17 protein-coding genes are annotated in these 16,587 nt (G+C 37.0%); 16 read left to right on the top strand and 1 reads right to left on the bottom strand.

Going from position 1 to position 16,587, the window contains the following annotated elements:
* Positions 1-40 precede the first annotated feature (40 nt).
* Together FLACOL7796_RS03635 and FLACOL7796_RS03630 are read left to right on the top strand one after the other, a co-directional pair.
* Positions 41-532, top strand: coding sequence for a GNAT family N-acetyltransferase (locus FLACOL7796_RS03635; RefSeq protein ID WP_173969470.1), 492 nt, complete (start codon positions 41-43; stop codon positions 530-532).
* Between the two features lie 2 nt (positions 533-534).
* Positions 535-1,014, top strand: a complete 480-nt coding sequence (locus FLACOL7796_RS03630; protein WP_173969469.1) for a MarR family winged helix-turn-helix transcriptional regulator — start codon at positions 535-537, stop codon at positions 1,012-1,014.
* 121 nt (positions 1,015-1,135) lie between these two features.
* On the opposite strand, the gene FLACOL7796_RS03625 is transcribed toward FLACOL7796_RS03630, so the two are convergent.
* Positions 1,136-1,477: a winged helix-turn-helix transcriptional regulator gene (locus FLACOL7796_RS03625; protein ID WP_173969468.1), complete on the bottom strand. Its 342-nt coding sequence runs from the start codon at positions 1,475-1,477 to the stop codon at positions 1,136-1,138.
* Between the two features lie 358 nt (positions 1,478-1,835).
* Between FLACOL7796_RS03625 and FLACOL7796_RS03620 the strand changes: the two genes are divergently transcribed.
* From FLACOL7796_RS03620 to FLACOL7796_RS03555, 14 genes are all read left to right on the top strand, one after another.
* Positions 1,836-2,579, top strand: a complete 744-nt coding sequence (locus FLACOL7796_RS03620) for an SDR family oxidoreductase (RefSeq protein WP_173969467.1) — start codon at positions 1,836-1,838, stop codon at positions 2,577-2,579.
* A gap of 298 nt (positions 2,580-2,877) precedes the next feature.
* Positions 2,878-5,352 carry a hypothetical protein gene (locus tag FLACOL7796_RS03615; protein WP_232067282.1) on the top strand — a complete coding sequence of 825 codons (2,475 nt, stop codon included), beginning with the start codon at positions 2,878-2,880 and terminating at the stop codon, positions 5,350-5,352.
* Between the two features lie 543 nt (positions 5,353-5,895).
* The gene (locus FLACOL7796_RS03610) at positions 5,896-6,468 is read left to right on the top strand and encodes a Crp/Fnr family transcriptional regulator (protein ID WP_173969466.1); all 573 of its coding nucleotides are present in this window, start codon (positions 5,896-5,898) and stop codon (positions 6,466-6,468) included.
* Between the two features lie 583 nt (positions 6,469-7,051).
* Positions 7,052-7,591 (top strand): YceI family protein, encoded by a 540-nt coding sequence (locus FLACOL7796_RS03605; protein ID WP_173969465.1) that lies wholly within the window; start codon positions 7,052-7,054, stop codon positions 7,589-7,591.
* 4 nt (positions 7,592-7,595) lie between these two features.
* Entirely contained in the window at positions 7,596-7,814 is a 219-nt protein-coding gene (locus tag FLACOL7796_RS03600) for a tautomerase family protein (RefSeq protein ID WP_055095205.1), read from the top strand.
* Positions 7,815-7,819: 5 nt separating this feature from the next.
* Positions 7,820-8,551 (top strand): SDR family NAD(P)-dependent oxidoreductase, encoded by a 732-nt coding sequence (locus FLACOL7796_RS03595; RefSeq protein WP_173969464.1) that lies wholly within the window; start codon positions 7,820-7,822, stop codon positions 8,549-8,551.
* A gap of 76 nt (positions 8,552-8,627) precedes the next feature.
* A complete protein-coding gene (locus FLACOL7796_RS03590) occupies positions 8,628-9,005 on the top strand; it encodes a nuclear transport factor 2 family protein (protein ID WP_232067281.1) in 378 nt (125 codons plus the stop codon).
* Between the two features lie 18 nt (positions 9,006-9,023).
* On the top strand, positions 9,024-10,109 hold the full coding sequence (locus FLACOL7796_RS03585) for an NAD(P)H-dependent flavin oxidoreductase (protein WP_173969462.1): 1,086 nt from the start codon (positions 9,024-9,026) through the stop codon (positions 10,107-10,109).
* Between the two features lie 625 nt (positions 10,110-10,734).
* On the top strand, positions 10,735-12,036 hold the full coding sequence (locus FLACOL7796_RS03580) for an epoxide hydrolase family protein (RefSeq protein WP_173969461.1): 1,302 nt from the start codon (positions 10,735-10,737) through the stop codon (positions 12,034-12,036).
* 268 nt (positions 12,037-12,304) lie between these two features.
* On the top strand, positions 12,305-12,706 hold the full coding sequence (locus tag FLACOL7796_RS03575) for a cupin domain-containing protein (RefSeq protein WP_173969460.1): 402 nt from the start codon (positions 12,305-12,307) through the stop codon (positions 12,704-12,706).
* A 138-nt stretch (positions 12,707-12,844) separates the two neighbouring features.
* On the top strand, positions 12,845-13,870 hold the full coding sequence (locus FLACOL7796_RS03570) for an alpha/beta fold hydrolase (RefSeq protein WP_232067280.1): 1,026 nt from the start codon (positions 12,845-12,847) through the stop codon (positions 13,868-13,870).
* Positions 13,871-14,167: 297 nt separating this feature from the next.
* Positions 14,168-14,578, top strand: coding sequence for an organic hydroperoxide resistance protein (locus FLACOL7796_RS03565; RefSeq protein ID WP_173969459.1), 411 nt, complete (start codon positions 14,168-14,170; stop codon positions 14,576-14,578).
* 61 nt (positions 14,579-14,639) lie between these two features.
* Positions 14,640-15,410: a DUF1223 domain-containing protein gene (locus FLACOL7796_RS03560; protein WP_173969458.1), complete on the top strand. Its 771-nt coding sequence runs from the start codon at positions 14,640-14,642 to the stop codon at positions 15,408-15,410.
* A 103-nt stretch (positions 15,411-15,513) separates the two neighbouring features.
* Positions 15,514-16,194: a metal-dependent hydrolase gene (locus FLACOL7796_RS03555; RefSeq protein ID WP_173969457.1), complete on the top strand. Its 681-nt coding sequence runs from the start codon at positions 15,514-15,516 to the stop codon at positions 16,192-16,194.
* Positions 16,195-16,587 lie beyond the last annotated feature (393 nt).

The following is a 16,587-nucleotide window of genomic DNA, read 5'->3' as shown; positions in this document are numbered from 1 at the left end:
GTATTTAACTACGTAGTTTTGTATTTTAAATTCTGAAAACATGAAACCACAAATTATTCCAATAGAAAATAAATATTCCAACGAAATTGTAGATTTGATTTTAAACATTCAGCAAAAAGAATTTAATGTTCCCATTACGATCGAAGACCAACCTGATTTATTAGATATAAAAAACTTTTATTATAACGGGGGAGGCCATTTTTGGGGCGCATTTATAAATGATGAATTGGTAGGAACAATTGCTTTGATAAAATTTAGCGATACCGAAGCCGCGATCAGAAAAATGTTTGTAAAGAAAGATTTCCGCGGAAAAGAGTTTTCGATTGCGCAAAAATTATTAGACACTTTAGTCGATTATTGCAATGAAAATCAAATCGATGATTTATATTTGGGAACCATAACGGTACTAGAAGCTGCTTTGCGTTTTTATGAAAGAAATCATTTCGTGCGAATTGAGAAAGATTCGCTTCCGGAGACATTTCCTGTTATGAGTGCCGACAATGTATTTTGTCATTTAAAACTAAAAAAGTAACGATGAATATAATTGATGAATCAGGGATTTTGGCCATTTCGACACGATTGCAACGTTTAAGCGAGCAATTGCGAAAAGATGGTGCGTTGTTTTATAAATCATACGGAATCGACTTTGAACCAAAATGGTTTCCTGTAGTGTATACTTTATATCATAAAGAAGTTTTGAGCGTTGTAGAAATTGCAAACGAAATAGGCTACACGCATCCCTCGACCATTAGTTTATTGAAAGAACTTGAAAAACAAAAACTGATTCGTTCTAAAAAAGACAAAGTCGACGAACGAAAAAGATTGATTTTACTGACTCCAAAAGGACAGAAATTAATAGAAAAAATGAAACCCGTTTGGGAAGTAATGTCCAGCGTTCTAAAAGAAATCGCCGACAATCAGAACAATCTGCTTCAGGCTATTAACGAAGCTGAAAACAAAATAATGCATCAGAGTTTTTTGCAAAGGGCCTTGCAGTTGAAAAGTTTAGAGTAAGAGGCAAAGGTTCAGAGCAACAAAAGTTCAGAGGTTTTTTCTAATGTCTCCCTGAGCGAAGTCGAAGGGCTTCTTAATTGGAATTTGGAGTTTATTATTTGGAATTTCAAAAAGTGAAATTTTATTTCTCGACTCTGTTTTTAATGTGTTTCCTGTGTGCAATTCCCCAATTGATCATTTCTAAAATAATAGGGCCAAAGGATCTACAATAATCGGTAGATTCATATACAATAGCAATTTTAGCATCGCGATCTTCTGTTCTTTTTACAAGATTGTTCGCTTCCATATCCTTCAATTCTTTCGAAAGCATTCTCGACGTAATCCCCGGAATACTTTGCTGAATTTCCTTAAATCGATGGTTTCCGTTGCAGATCGAATTGATGATAGGCAATTTCCATTTTCCTCCCAAAACATATATCGTATCCTGAAGTGCCTGAACTTCTTCTTTCTGATTTCTTTCCATGACAATTTTTAGACGAATATATAAAAACATTTTTTTTCAGCATATAAGTGATGTATGAAAATATGAGATGATAATTGGATTATTTTTAAACCATATAAGTAATGTAAGAAAATATAAGGAAGTGCGAATTAGACTTTTCTTAAATCATATAAGTAATGTAAGAAAATATAAGGAAGTGCGAATTAGACTTTTCTTAAATCATATAAGTAATGTAAGAAGTTGCTTTATGAGCTTTGCTATTTAAATGAACTTATATAACTTATATGGTAAAAAAAAGACCAGTATACTCCATGATACCATTAAAAAAGCAATAGGTTTTGCCATTTAACTTTGTACCATTAATTTAAAACATTAAAAAATGGACAATTTAAAAAATAAAGTTGCAGTAATAACTGGCGGAAATAGCGGTATAGGTTACGCAACAGCAAAACAATTAAAAGAACAAGGCGCAACAGTTATTATTACAGGCCGACGTAAAGAAGCAATCGAAAAAGCAGCTTCAGAATTAGGTGTAACCTCTATCGTGGCAGATCAGTCGAGTATTGCAGATATCGAAAACCTGGCATCAATAGTAAAAGAAGATTTTGGTTCAGTTGATATTCTTTTCATCAACGCCGGAATTGCCGGATTAGGAAACATCGAACAAGCTACAGAAGTATTATTTGATAGTATTGTGAATGTCAACTTCAAAGGCGCTTATTTTACCTTAAGCAGGTTTATTCCAATCCTGAAAGACAATGCTTCGGTGGTATTTCTTTCTTCGAACACAGCAAGTATGCCAGGTCCGGGATCATCCATTTATTCTTCGAGTAAAACTGCCCTTAATTCCGTTATGAAATCGGCAGCTGTAGAATTGGCACCAAGAAAAATCAGAGTAAACTCGGTAAGTCCCGGCCCAACAGAAACCGAGGTGATGAATAAAGTAGGATTAGATGCAGCAACAGTAAAATCGATTATGGATGTTGTGATCGAAAAAGTTCCGCTAAAACAAATGGGAGCCTCGGCAGATGTTGCCAAGATGGTTGCTTATTTAAGCAGCGATGCGGCAAAATTCATTACAGGCGCTGATTTTATTATGGACGGAGGAATGGTTTTGAGTTAAGAAAAGGAGCAAAGGTTCAGAGCAACAAAGGTTCAAAGGTTTTTTCTATTGTCAGCCTGAGCGAAGTCGAAGGGCTTGCTAATTGGAATTTGGAATTTACCCAAAGATTTTCAGTTGGAATTTGGAATTTCAATAATTGAAATTTATTTTTTTTGGTTTCATATTACAATTTGAAACAAACGAAACGCTTGATTACTAGATTTATAATTCCCGTAAACTTAATTTTATACTTAATAATTTTTACGGGATATCGATAAAAATGATTTTTTCAATAAATAGTAATCTAATTTTTTAATTTATGAAAAAGGCTTTTCTAATAATTGTACTCTGTGTTAGTTCAATTTTTTTCTCATGCAAGAAAGATAAAGATCAGAATCAATCAACTTCTGAAGCAATTAAAACCGCTTCTTCTGATTCACTTACCGATGATGGCTGGCCACGCGAAACCACAAACAATGGCACAAAATTGGTTTATTATCAACCCCAGGTCGACGAGTGGAAAGATTATAAAGAAATTACGGCAAGACTTGCTTTTGCATTGACCCCAAAAGACGGCAAAGAAATTTTGGGCGTAGCCTCTCTAAAAGCAGAAACATTAGTAGATAAAGACAACCGCAACGTATTTTTTAAAAACGTCACGGTAACTGATGTGAGATTTCCTGCTCTTGATGAAAAGAAAGTTCCTGAAATGGAGAAACTCTTTAAAGAAACATTGCCAAAAGGCGGAGATCCGGTTTCGGTAGATCGCATTCTCGCAGATTTAAACCAAACTAAAAGTCCGGCGAAAGGAATTGCAGGTAAAAACGATCCGCCTGCAATTTTTTACAGTACAAATCCGGCAGTTTTGCTTATAGTTCAGGGAGAACCCGTTTTAGTACCCGTAGAAAAAACAGATATTCAATATGTTGTTAATACCAACTGGGATTTGTTTTTTGATAAAACCACAAAAGACTATTATTTACTGGCAGATAATGTTTGGGTTACTTCAAAACAACTAGGCGGAAAATGGGAAAAAACCACGCAACTACCTTCCGGTTTAAGTAATCTTCCGTCAGGTCAAAATTTTGATGATGTCAAAAAAATGATTCCCGCACCAACAGGTGGTACCGCTCCTCAGATTTTCTACAGCAACAAACCTGCTGAATTAATTGCCATAAACGGAACCCCGAAATTTGTTAAAATCGACGGAACTAAACTATTATACATTGAAAATACCGAAAATGATATTTTTGCCAACGAAGGCGACGGACAATATTATGTGTTGTTATCCGGAAGATGGTTTAAATCTGCAGCATTAACAGGACCATGGTCATACGCAGGAAATAACCTTCCGGCTGATTTTACTAAAATTCCTAAAAATTCGCCACGGGCAAACGTACTAGCATCAGTACCCGGAACTCAGGAAGCCAAAGACGCCGTAATGCTGGCTCAGGTTCCTACAACAGCCATTATAAACAAAGCCGATGCCGAAGCAAAAGCCAAAGTTACTTATGACGGAACACCTCAGTTTAAACCTATCGAGGGTACAAAAATGCAATATGCAAGCAATACCCAGGATAAAGTAATAAAAGTAGGCGATTTGTATTATTTATGTTTTCAGGCAGTTTGGTTCATGTCTACAAGCCCTAACGGCCCTTGGAAAACAGCCGATTCAGTTCCTAAAGAAATTTACACCATTCCGCCAAGTTCTCCGGTTTATAATGTAACCTACGTTACACAAACCACAACCGACACCACTGTACAAAGTAGTACAACAGCAGGTTATTTTGGCGCCTTTATTATTGGTGCTACAGTAGGCGCTATATTAACTTACGGAACAGGATTTTACTATCCGCCATATGTATATTATGGAGGATTGTACCCAATTTATCGCCCTTGGCCTTATACGTACGGAGGCGGAGCAGTCTACAATCCGTGGACAGGTGGCTGGGCAGCCGGAAGAAGCGTTTACGGACCTTACGGCGCTGCGGGAACATCAGCCTGGTACAATCCTGCAACAGGAAGATACGGACGTTCAGCAAGTGTACAAGGCTGGTACGGAGGTCGTACAGCAGCAAGTTCGTATAATCCGTGGACAGGAAATTACGCCAGAACCAATCAGGGACATAATGCTTATGCACAATGGGGACATTCTGCTGCCACAAATGGCCGTCAGTGGGCGCAAACGGGACATATTACGACCAGACGCGGTACTGCAATTGGTTACGAAACTTCCGGAGGTAATAAAGGCGTGATTACGCATCGTCGCGGGGGAGGAACCACTATTCATACCAACAATAATTTGTATGCCGGACACGACGGACACGTATATAAAAGAGACGCCAACGGAAACTGGAGCCATTACAACAACGGCAACGGAGGCTGGACACAAGCCGGAAAACTTGGCGGCGCAAAAGGTTCCGGAACAGCTCTAGCGCACGATCGTCCAAATCAGGGATTGGGAGCTAATGGAGCAGGAGAGAGAATCCAACGCGACAATCTACCCAAACCAAACCAAAATATTGGCGGTGAAAATCGCTTAGGAGACGGAAATCGCTTAGGCGACGGAATCCAGCATGATAATTTCCCTAAAGCCAATCAAACGCTGGGGCAACGAGATAAACCACTCGGAGAAGCGGGCCATCCTAACATCACCAACGATTTAGATCGCTCAGCATTTGCAAGAGATCGAGGCGAATCGCAAACAAGAGATTTCCAAAATTTCCAAAGAGAAGGAAACCGTTTCGGCGGTGGTAATTTTAGAGGAGGCGGAGGATTTAGAGGCAGAAGATAAAATTTAAAACATAATAAAGAATCAGGAACAATATTTATAGTATTCGTTCCTGATTTTTTTATGTAAACAAAACCATAATCATCGTTTTAAGGTATAGCCCCCTAAATTGTAATTTGGATTTTACTTACGAAGTTTAAGAATTGAAATTTAATTTTTATTAGGAGCTATTTCCTGCTTTCCGCTCCAATCTTTTTATTTTTTAAAGAAAAAAATAAAAAGGATTTCCACTTCAATCAGGGCTAGAAATCAGTTTTCATCAGAAGTTCAAAGTATAGAAACCTCTGAATCTTTTCGAGATTATTATACCTTACGAGGAGACGCACTGCTGTGCGCCTCTACAATTCCCGTTGAACCTAAAAAAAACTCAGAATCTTAGCATCTTAGAACCTTAGTAGCTTTAAAGAAAACCTTTGTCCCTTTGAACCTCTGCGCCTTTGAACCTTTAAAAAAAACTCAGAACCTTAGCACCTCAGAACCTTAGTGCCTTTAAAGAAATCCTTTGTACCTTTGTCACTCTGAACCTTTGAACCTCAAAAGAAAAAAATGTCCTCCAAAGAAATCCTGCAACAGCACATCGCCAAAACTGCTTCGTTAACAGACGAGCAATTCGATTATTTCTTTTCGCATTTCAAACCCTTGACTTTCAAGAAAGGTCAAACCATTATTAGCGAAGGCGACAAAGTCGATTGTGAATATTTTGTAATTTCAGGTTGCTTGAAAGCTTTCTTTATCAATGACGAAATCAAAATGTACATTCTTCAGTTTGCTATGCCTACATGGTGGACATCAGATTACACCGCTTTGTACAATCAAACCCCTGCAACCATAAATGTAGATTGTATTTCGGATGTCGAATTACTTTGCCTGTCGAATAGCGATCGCGAAAAATTGTGCGCCGAATTTCATCAAATCGAACATTTTTTCCGTTGGAGAACTAACAAAGGATATATTGCCTCTCAAAAACGACTTTTATCCTTTATGAATAACAATGTCAAAACCCGTTACGAAGAACTTTTGGCATTATATCCGCAACTTTATAATTTAGTTCCCAAGCATTTAATCGCTGCCTATTTGGGTGTTTCAAGAGAAACTTTGAGTAGATTATATAATTCATAAAAGTTTTTTTTGCCACAGATTACAAGGATTAGAATGATTTTTTAATTTACGATTTCCTGCGTAGTTTGTCATCTCGACCGAAGAGAGACCCGAGCGATCGCGAACAGGCGAAGCAGATCACACAAGAAACTCCGCAATCTATAAGCGCTAATCTTTGCAGAATCACGAGTGTGATCCTTCGTTCCTCAGGATAACAAACTTTGTGATAAACATTCTTATGAATGACTGCCCTAGCCCCGATAGAAGAGGAAATCCTTTTGTGTCCGTCCCGATAGCTATCGGGAGGCACAAAAGATTGTAACGGATAGCGGGATCAGCTCCTAAAAAAAGAAATGGTTTTATTATATAAATCAGATGAGAAAAAGGAGGTTAAAACCCTGTGAGAAAAAAACTTTGCGCCTCCGCGTCTTTGCGCGACTAAAAAAACATCCGCACAATCCCCTAAAATCGGCGCAAAACAAAACCTTTGCACCTTTGTCCCTTTGCCTCTTTGAACCTATTAAAAAAAAATTTGTGATCTACATCACGTAACCCATTTTCATACTCGCCGTTCCTTTGTACTGTACTTTTAAATACAATAAAAATGGAAACAACAAATTTTAATATCGTAAGCGCAAACAGCAACATCGATTGGACGGGTAGAAAAGTTACCGGAGCACATAACGGTACAATTGGTATCAAAGAAGGTCATTTTATTTTGAATGACGGAAAAATAAAGGGCGGAAATATTGTGATCAATACAGCCTCGATAAAAATCCTGGACGTTACAGATCCGGATACAAATGCACAATTTGCAGGACATTTGGCATCGGATGATTTTTTCTCTATCGAGAAATTTCCAACGGCAAACTTTGAAATTCTTTCTGTAAAAGAAATTTCAAATGGTAAATATTATCTTGAAGGAAACCTTACTATAAAAGATATTACACATCTTACAGGTTTTGAAACTGAAGTTGAAACTAATAACAATACACTTTCGCTTTCAGGGAAATTGGTTATTGATCGTACCAAATACGATATCAAATTCCGTTCAGGAAACTTCTTCAAAGATTTGGGAGATACTTTAATTTACAACGACTTCGACTTAGATTTTACTATTACAGCCGAAGCTTCTAAAAACTAAAGCCATGCCTTACGTAAAAATCGAATTGACTCGCGAAGGCGTTACCCGCGAGCAAAAACAAGAATTAATAAGCGGAATTACCAATTTAATTACGGATGTACTCAACAAAGATCCGCATTTGACTCACGTTGTCATTCAGGAAATCGAATTAGACGATTGGGGTTACGCAGGAGATCAGGTATCTGTATTAAGAGAAAAAGGCATCACAGCCGATAAAAAATAAATAGCATGAAAAAACAAACAATAATCGTTACCGGAGCAGCTTCAGGTATCGGAAAAGGAATCGCAAAATACTTCTTAGACAGAGGCGATAATGTGGTGATTAATTCATTAACACCATCAGCATTAGAAAGTGCTTACAACGAATTTGGGGCAGGCGATAATCTGGCAATGTTTGCCGGAGATGTGAGCAAGAAACAAACCGGAGAAGAATTGGTAAAAATTGCTTTAGAAAAATTTGGTTCGGTAGATGTATTGGTTAACAATGCCGGAATCTTCGACAGCAAACCATTTTTAGAAGTAGATGAAGCGTATCTGGATAAATTCCTGACCACAAACTTAAAAGGAACTTATTTTACTACACAATCGGTTATTCCGCAAATGTTGAAACAGCAAGACGGAGTCGTAATTAATATCGGAACTCCTTTGGTTAATCACGGTTTGGGCGGATGGCCGGCTTCGGCTCCTGTATCAAGCAAAGGTGCTATTCACGCCTTAACGATTCAGTTAGCGGCTGAATTTGGTAAACAAAATATTCGTATCAATACGGTTGCTCCGGGAGTTATTCGTACGCCAATGCACGGAGACAAATCAGATCAAAGTGCGGGATTGCATTTGGTAAACAGAGTAGGAGAAGTCGATGATGTTGCCGAAATGGTGTATACCGTTGCAAAAAGCAGTTTTATTACCGGTGCAATCATTAATGTTGATGGTGGTAAAGGTGCAGGACACAACTTATAATTAAATGAAAACTATTTTATTAATTGCTTTTATGCTCTGTACTTTTCATGGCATAAAAGCTCAAAATAACATTAAAATGGAAAATCAAGCCGACGTATCAGCAATTACTGATGCATTAGAAAATTATTATTTTAAAGGAATTTACGAAGGAGACGAAATACTATTGGGAAGTATTTTTCACGAAAGTGCGTTACTTTTTGGAGATATTAAGGGACAACCTTATTTTAAAACGGTAGACCTTTATCTTGATGGTGTAAAAAACAGACAAAGTCCTAAGGATTCAGGAAAACCTTTTAAAGGAGAAATCCTGAAGATTAATGTAGTAAATTCAATAGCTACAGCCGAAATTAATGTTAAAATGTACGAGTTTAATTATCGGGATTTTTTATCTTTCCATAAGATTAACGGAAAATGGTTTATCGTCAATAAAATGTTGACGGATGTAAGCCAATAACTTTAAATTGAAAAAAAGATGTGGTACAATACAAAAGCTACAGCATTATTAGGGATTGAGTATCCGATCATGCAAGGACCATTTGGCGGTAATTTATCGACGGTAGAATTAACTGCCGCTGTATCAAACGCTGGCGGACTTGGCGGATACGGCGCTTACACCATGTCGCCTCAGGAAATTTTTGAGGCAGACAAACAATTAAAAGCAGCAACCAATAAACCGTATAACATCAATCTTTGGGTTTCAGATCATGATATTTTGCCTTCTGGTTTATCAGATGATCAATACGATAAAACAGCAGTATTATTTAAACCTTATTTTGATGAAGTAGGGATTCCGTTACCGGAAAAACCAGCGCCATTTCAATCCAGATTTGAAAATCAGTTGGAAGTGATTCTGGATATTAAACCAAAAGTATTCAGCTTTATGTTTGGCGTTCCTTCGGCCGATGTTTTAGAGCAATGCCGAAGATCCGGAATCGCAACCGTTGGTGCTGCCACAACTTTAGACGAAGCTCTTTTTCTGGAAGCAGCGGGAGTAGATATGATTATTGCCTCAGGTTTTGAAGCAGGCGGACATCGACCTTCGTTTTTGGCTTCCGCCGAATCATCGCTAACAGGAACTTTTGTATTACTACAACTCATTCGCGAAAAAGTAAAAACGCCAATTATCGCTGCAGGTGGAATTGCCAACGGAAAAGGCGTTGCAGCGGCATTGGCTTTAGGAGCAAGTGCGGCTCAGATAGGAACAGCATTTTTAGCCTGCGACGAATCGAATGCATTACCTATTCATAGAGAAATGTTATTCTCTGATGCAGCAAAATACACCACATTATCCCGTGCTTACACAGGACGTTTAGGTCGTGGCTTAACAAGCCGGATAGCCAAAGAAATTGCAGGAAAAGAAGAAAATGTTCTTCCGTTTCCGTTACAGACAACGCTTGTATCTCCATTGCGAAAAGCCGCTCTTGACCAACAAAAATGGGACATGATTTTATTTTGGGGCGGACAAATTGCTCCAATCTTAAAACATACCAAAGCCAAAGAATTAATGCATTCTCTTATAGAAGAAACGAATGCTTATTTTGATGATTTGAAAGGATAAATAGATAAAAAATATTTAAAAAGAGGCTGCCCAAATAGGTGGTCTTTTTTCATTTATAATAGTTTCGCCAAACCCGACAGGTTTTTAAAAGCTGTCGGGTTTATAAATGCTGTAAACACAAAGTTGTCGACAGTTGTAACCTAAATTTAATTTTTTTCTTCAAACATAGCCCGTGGTTTCAACCACGGGAACACAATATAGGTATAATAATATTGCACCCCGTGGTTGAAACCACGGGCTATGTCTGGCAAGTTTACAAGAAAAAAAATTGACAAAGGTAATGTAGATTACACCAGAAACTCCGTAATCTCTAATCATCAATCTTTGGAGAATCCCGAGTGTGATCAGGATGACAAACTATATGAAAACATTCTTATGAAAATGATTGCCCTAGCCCCGATAGAAGTGGAAATCCTTTTGTGGCGGTGTTCGCCGCAAAAGATTGTAACGTATAGCGGGATTAGCTCCTGAAAAAAAATATTAATGACAATAAAACTTTCAACTTTCACAATGTCCGTTTCGGGATCAACTTCGTCCGTTTAGACTATTTACTGATTTTAAATCGCTTGTTATCGAGATACTTTTGACAAAGAAATTAATCACAATAACAAAATTTATAATCAAAATGAAAACAATTCTAAAAAACAAAAACAGCTTTCTGACTGCCATTGCAACAGGAATATTTATGCTGATCGCAGCAACAGGATTCGCACAAAAAAATCAGGCAAAAGCAACTAATGAAGCCGAGGCAATTCGTCCGTATCACATTAGTATTTCGCAAGAAGCTTTAACGGATCTTCGAACTCGTGTAAACGCTACAAGATGGCCGGATAAGGAAACTGTTACAGATCAGTCGCAAGGAGTAAAATTACAGCAAATTCAAAACCTTGTACAATATTGGGGAACTACTTATGACTGGCGTAAAACCGAGGCTAAACTAAATGCATTACCTCAATTTGTAACCAATATCGACGGATTAGACATTCAGTTTATTCATATTAAATCAAAACATAAAAATGCATTACCATTAGTAATTACGCATGGTTGGCCAGGATCTTTCTTTGAACTTCTAAAAGTAATTGGTCCGCTAACAGATCCTACTGCTTATGGCGGAAAAGCCGAAGATGCTTTTGATCTTGTAATTCCTTCGATGCCAGGTTATGGTTTTTCGGAAAAGCCAACAGGAACAGGCTGGGGACCAGAAAAAATTGGAAATGCCTGGGATGTTTTAATGAAACGTTTAGGTTATAAAAATTATGTGTCTCAAGGCGGCGATTGGGGTTCTGTAATTGCAGATGCTATGGCGCGTCAGGCTCCGCAAGGCTTATTGGGAATTCATGTAAACATGCCGGCAACAGTTCCTGCTGATATTGCCAAAGCTTTAAAGGACGGAGATCCGGCTCCTGCAGGATTATCAGTTAAAGAAAAAGCAGCTTTTGTATCGCTTAATAAATTATATACCAGAGGTGGTGGTTATGCAGGAATGATGGTAACTCGCCCTCAGACTTTAGGATACGGACTCACAGATTCTCCGGTGGGATTGGCTTCGTTTTTCTTAGATAAATTCAACGAATGGACGTATAGCGGCGGAAATGCAGAAAAATCGCTTACAAAAGACGAAATGTTGGATGATATTACCTTGTATTGGTTAACAAATACTGCCAACTCATCGGCACAATTGTATTGGGAAAATAATACCAACAACTTTAATGTGGTAGAACAAAAAACAAACGATATAAAAATTCCGGTGGCAGTAACTGTTTTCCCTGGAGAAATTTATCAGGCACCAAAAAGCTGGACAGAGAAAAGTTATAAAAACCTGATCTATTTTAATGAAGTATCAAAAGGTGGACATTTTGCTTCTTGGGAAGAACCACAACTTTTTACAGAAGAACTTCGCGCAGCGTTTAAATCTTTGAGAAAATAACTATAAATCGTTGTGTGGATTTATTTAAACACATAGAAACATAGATTTTATAATTTACATAAAGTTGGTTTTAAAAAATCAAGATTTTTAAACATAGTCCTGCTATGCGGTACTATTTAAAGTGAAACGCCCTTTTTTGATTCAGTAAAATTATGTTTCTATGTGTTTAGATCAAAGCAAAGGATTTAAAGATTTAAAATAAAATCTGCCCAATCTGCTCAATCTGCGAGAAAAATTATTTAACACATAATCTAAAAAAACAAACAAAATGAAAACAAATAAAATATACGCAATGATGATCGTAGGACTTATTGCATTGTTCGCTCCATCGAATGCTCAGGCACAAAAAAGCGGAGTAAAACGTACCGATTTACAAAAACACGATTTAAGTATTCCGGGAAAAGAAATGGTTCAGGCCCGAATTGATTTTGATGCTCATACTTCGTTCGGCAAACATGCACATCCGGGAGAAGAAATAATCTATGTTCTCGAAGGCGCATTAGAATATCAGATTGAAGATGAAACTCCGGTAACCTTAAAAGCAGGCGAAGTGCTTTTTATTCCGGCAGGAAAATTTCATTCGGCCAACAATCATACCAATGCAAAAGCAACTGAGTTAGCGACTTATATTGTAGAGAAGGGGCAACCGATTATGATTATGAAAAAATAAAAAATCTCAGGTTTAGGTTTGTCCGTTTCAGGTTTTACTTCGTCCGTTTCAACTATTTTCTGATTGTGTAAAGATGTTTATCGGTATACTTTTGACGAAGAAATTAACTAATAATCAAACTGTTAAAATAAAAGAATTATGAAAACAATACAAAAAGATAGAGGTAGTTTTGTAAATAGAATAGCTTCAAAAATAGTTTTAGTAGCAGCTTTATTTTTTGCGATGACATTGGTAAATGCGCAATCAGAAAAACAAGTTACAACGGCAAGTTCGCTGGGAACATTAAAACAAATTAATGCCGGATTATTGAATGTGGGTTATACAGAAGCAGGACCTTCAACTGGTACTCCGGTAATTTTGCTTCACGGATGGCCTTACGATATTCACAGTTATAATGAAGTAGTGCCTATTTTAGTAGCGAAAGGATACAGAGTTCTTACACCTTATTTAAGAGGATCAGGAACTACAACTTTTCTTTCTAAAGACACTTTTAGAAACGGACAACAAGCAGCATTAGCAAGTGATATTATTGCTTTTATGGATGCGCTTAAAATCGATAAAGCCATTATTGGCGGATTCGATTGGGGAGCAAGAACAGCGGTGGTTATGGCGGCACTTTGGCCAGAACGCCTAAACGGATTGGTTTCTGTAAGCGGTTATCTGGTAGTAAATCTTGAAGCCAATTTAAAACCGTTACCTCCTCAGGCTGAATTAGGATGGTGGTATCAGTATTATTTTGCTACCGAAAGAGGAAAATCAGGCTATAGCCAAAACACCTATGAATTTAATAAACTAATCTGGAAAATAGCTTCTCCGTTATGGAATTTCGATAAAGCAACGTACGATCAAACGGCACAATCTTTTAATAATCCGGATCATGTAGCAATCGTAATTCACAATTACAGATGGAGACAATCTCTGGAACCGGGAGAATCTAAATACGATAGTTTAGAAAAGAAACTAGCAGAACGTCCAGCAATTAAAGTTCCGACAATCACAATAGGAAGCGACTTTGACGGTGCCAATATAGACGGAAAAGCATACGCCAATAAATTCATCGGCAAATACGAGCACAGAATTTTAAAAGGAATTGGACACAATGTTCCGCAGGAAGATCCTAAAGCATTTGCTCAGGCGATTATGGATGTTACTAAAATTAAGTAAAAGAAAAGTTTAACCATAAAAGTTTAACCGCAAAGAACGCAAGGATTTACGCAAAGTTTGCTAAGGTCTATTTTAAAGCACACAAAGCTTTGCGCTCATAGCGTCTCTTATAAAACCCTTAAGATTAAAAAACCTTAGCGCTCTTTGCGATTAAATTTACCACAGAGAAAACAATCCAGATAGCTATCGGGATACACAAAGTGATACAAAGTTTTGCGGTTAAATTATTAATCATTCATATTCAAATTTTCAAATAAATCTAAAATCTTAAGTCTAAAATCTAAAATTAAAAAAATCATGGAAACAAAAGTATTATACACAGGAAAAACACACACAACAGGCGGTCGCGAAGGAACATCTCAAAGTTCAGACGATCAATTAAATATCAAATTAAGTTCACCGGGAACATCACGTCCGGGAACAAATCCGGAGCAATTATTTGCGGCGGGATGGTCCGCTTGTTTTATGGGAGCAATGGGAATCGCGGCTTCAAAATTAGGGGTTAAAGTTCCGGCAGAAACTGCTGTAGATGCAGAGGTTGATTTATGTCTGGCTGATGGAGAATATTTTCTACAAGCACGTCTTAACGTACGCCTTCCGGGAATTGATCCTGAAGTTGCCAGAAAACTTACAAATGCTGCACACCAAACTTGTCCGTATTCTAAAGCAACAAGAGGAAACATTGATGTTATCATTAATATTCTTTAATACTTTAAACAGAAAGCCTCTTCGAAAGTGGAGGCTTTTTAGATTATAAAAAATAGAAATCATGAAAAAAATAAAATTAATACACCTCACTGTTTTATTGGTTTTTCTTATAGGAACAACTGCTTTTGCACAAAACAATCCGGATAAAAAAGAAGTGAAAGGTTTTGCACTTTTAGAATTGTTTACATCAGAAGGTTGCTCGAGTTGTCCTCCCGCCGATGAATTGATGGGAAAAATTCAGAACGAGTGTAAAGACAACAATTTATATGTTTTGGCCTACCATGTTGATTATTGGGACAAACAGGGCTGGAAAGATATTTTTAGCAATCCCGATTATACCCAAAGACAATACGAATATGCTAATTTTTTAGGAAAAGAACCAATATACACACCGCAACTAATTGTTAACGGAAAATCAGAATATATTGCTTCGCAGGAAACTGTGGTGAGAAATGCGATTAAATCAGCACTTTCTAAACCCGCTGTTGCCGATTTAAAGTTAGAAGTAAGCGAAATCAACAATAGTCTCTCGGTAAAATATGCCATAGAAGGAGCGTCAAAAAATAGTCGTTTATTGATTGCAGTAGTTCAGAAAGCGGCGAAAAGCAATGTGAAAAGAGGGGAGAATGCTCATCGTATTTTATCGCATTATCAAATCGTACATCATTTGCATACCGTAAATCTCAACAAAGATAGATCTGGAATTTCCATTGTTCATTTGCCTAAAGATTTCAATACAAAAGATTGGGAAGTAATTGGTTTTGTTCAGGATAGAAACGACGGAATTATTTTAGGTGTTAATAAAGCAGCTTTTCAAGAACCTTCATTATAAAATTACCAGAACTCCTTTACAAGTTTGATTTAAAACCATTTAAGTTAATTGATTGATTTTTAGTAATTTAGTTATTAGGAATTAACCATTAAAATATATCACTATGAAAGTAACCTATTACGGCCATTCTTGCTTTTCAGTAGAAGTAGAGGGCAAAAACTTGTTGTTTGATCCTTTTATTTCAGGAAATGAATTAGCAAAAGATATTGATATCAGTACAATTAAAGCAGATTATATTTTTGTTTCGCACGGACATTTTGATCATATGCTCGATGTAGAAGTCATTGCAAATCGCACGGGAGCAACCGTATTTGGCAGTTGGGAATTGTACCATTATTTTGGTAAACTCGGACTTAAAAATCTGCAGCCTATAAATCCCGGAGGTAAAGGCACGTTTGAATTCGGAACTGTAAAAGCTTTTATTTCGCAGCATTCAAGCAGTTTTCCGGATGGTGCCTACGCAGGATCTGCGAGCGGATTTGCTTTTAAAACATCCGAAGGTAATTTTTATTACAGCGGCGACACGGCACTTACGTTAGATATGAGTTTGGTAGCAAAATGGGTAGATTTAGATTTTGCAGTTTTCCCCGTAGGAGATTTATTGACAATGGGAATCGACGATGCGATTGAAGCAGCGGAATTAGTAAAAACAAAAAAAGTCATTGGCGTTCATTATGATACATTCGGATTTATAAAAATGAATAAAACCAATGCAATCGAAGAATTTAAAAACGCAGGGTTGAGTTTGTATTTGCCAGATATTGGAGAAACAATCAATATTTAAAAGGTAAAGTTTTTTTCGCCCTTTTTTATATAGTAAAATTTATTCTCGCGCAAAGTCGCAGAGTCGCAAAGTTTAGCTCTTTTGCTTATTTTTCTTTGCGCTTTTGCGACTTTTCGCGATTCTTTTGGGCAATACAATTCAAAAAATATAAACACATAAATTTCTTCAAATCGAGACTTGTCCAATTCAGCTTTTAAGTTGTCCGTTTAACCTTTTTTAGGCTTCTTATTGTAAAGGTAACGGTATAAATTTGTTTAAAATTAAAACACTTTTAACTCTTAAATTCTATCATTATTAAATCAATATTCTCTTTTTTAGTCGTTGCATTTTTCTTTTTATCTGTAAAATCTAACGATCAAAATTACTCAAGTAATAGTTTAGATAAAGCCATAA

The sequence above is a fragment of the Flavobacterium bizetiae genome (genome assembly GCF_902804475.1).
GTDB lineage: Bacteria > Bacteroidota > Bacteroidia > Flavobacteriales > Flavobacteriaceae > Flavobacterium > Flavobacterium bizetiae.
The sequence above is the reverse complement of the archived record's forward strand: the minus strand, read 5'-3'. Positions and strand labels throughout refer to the sequence as shown.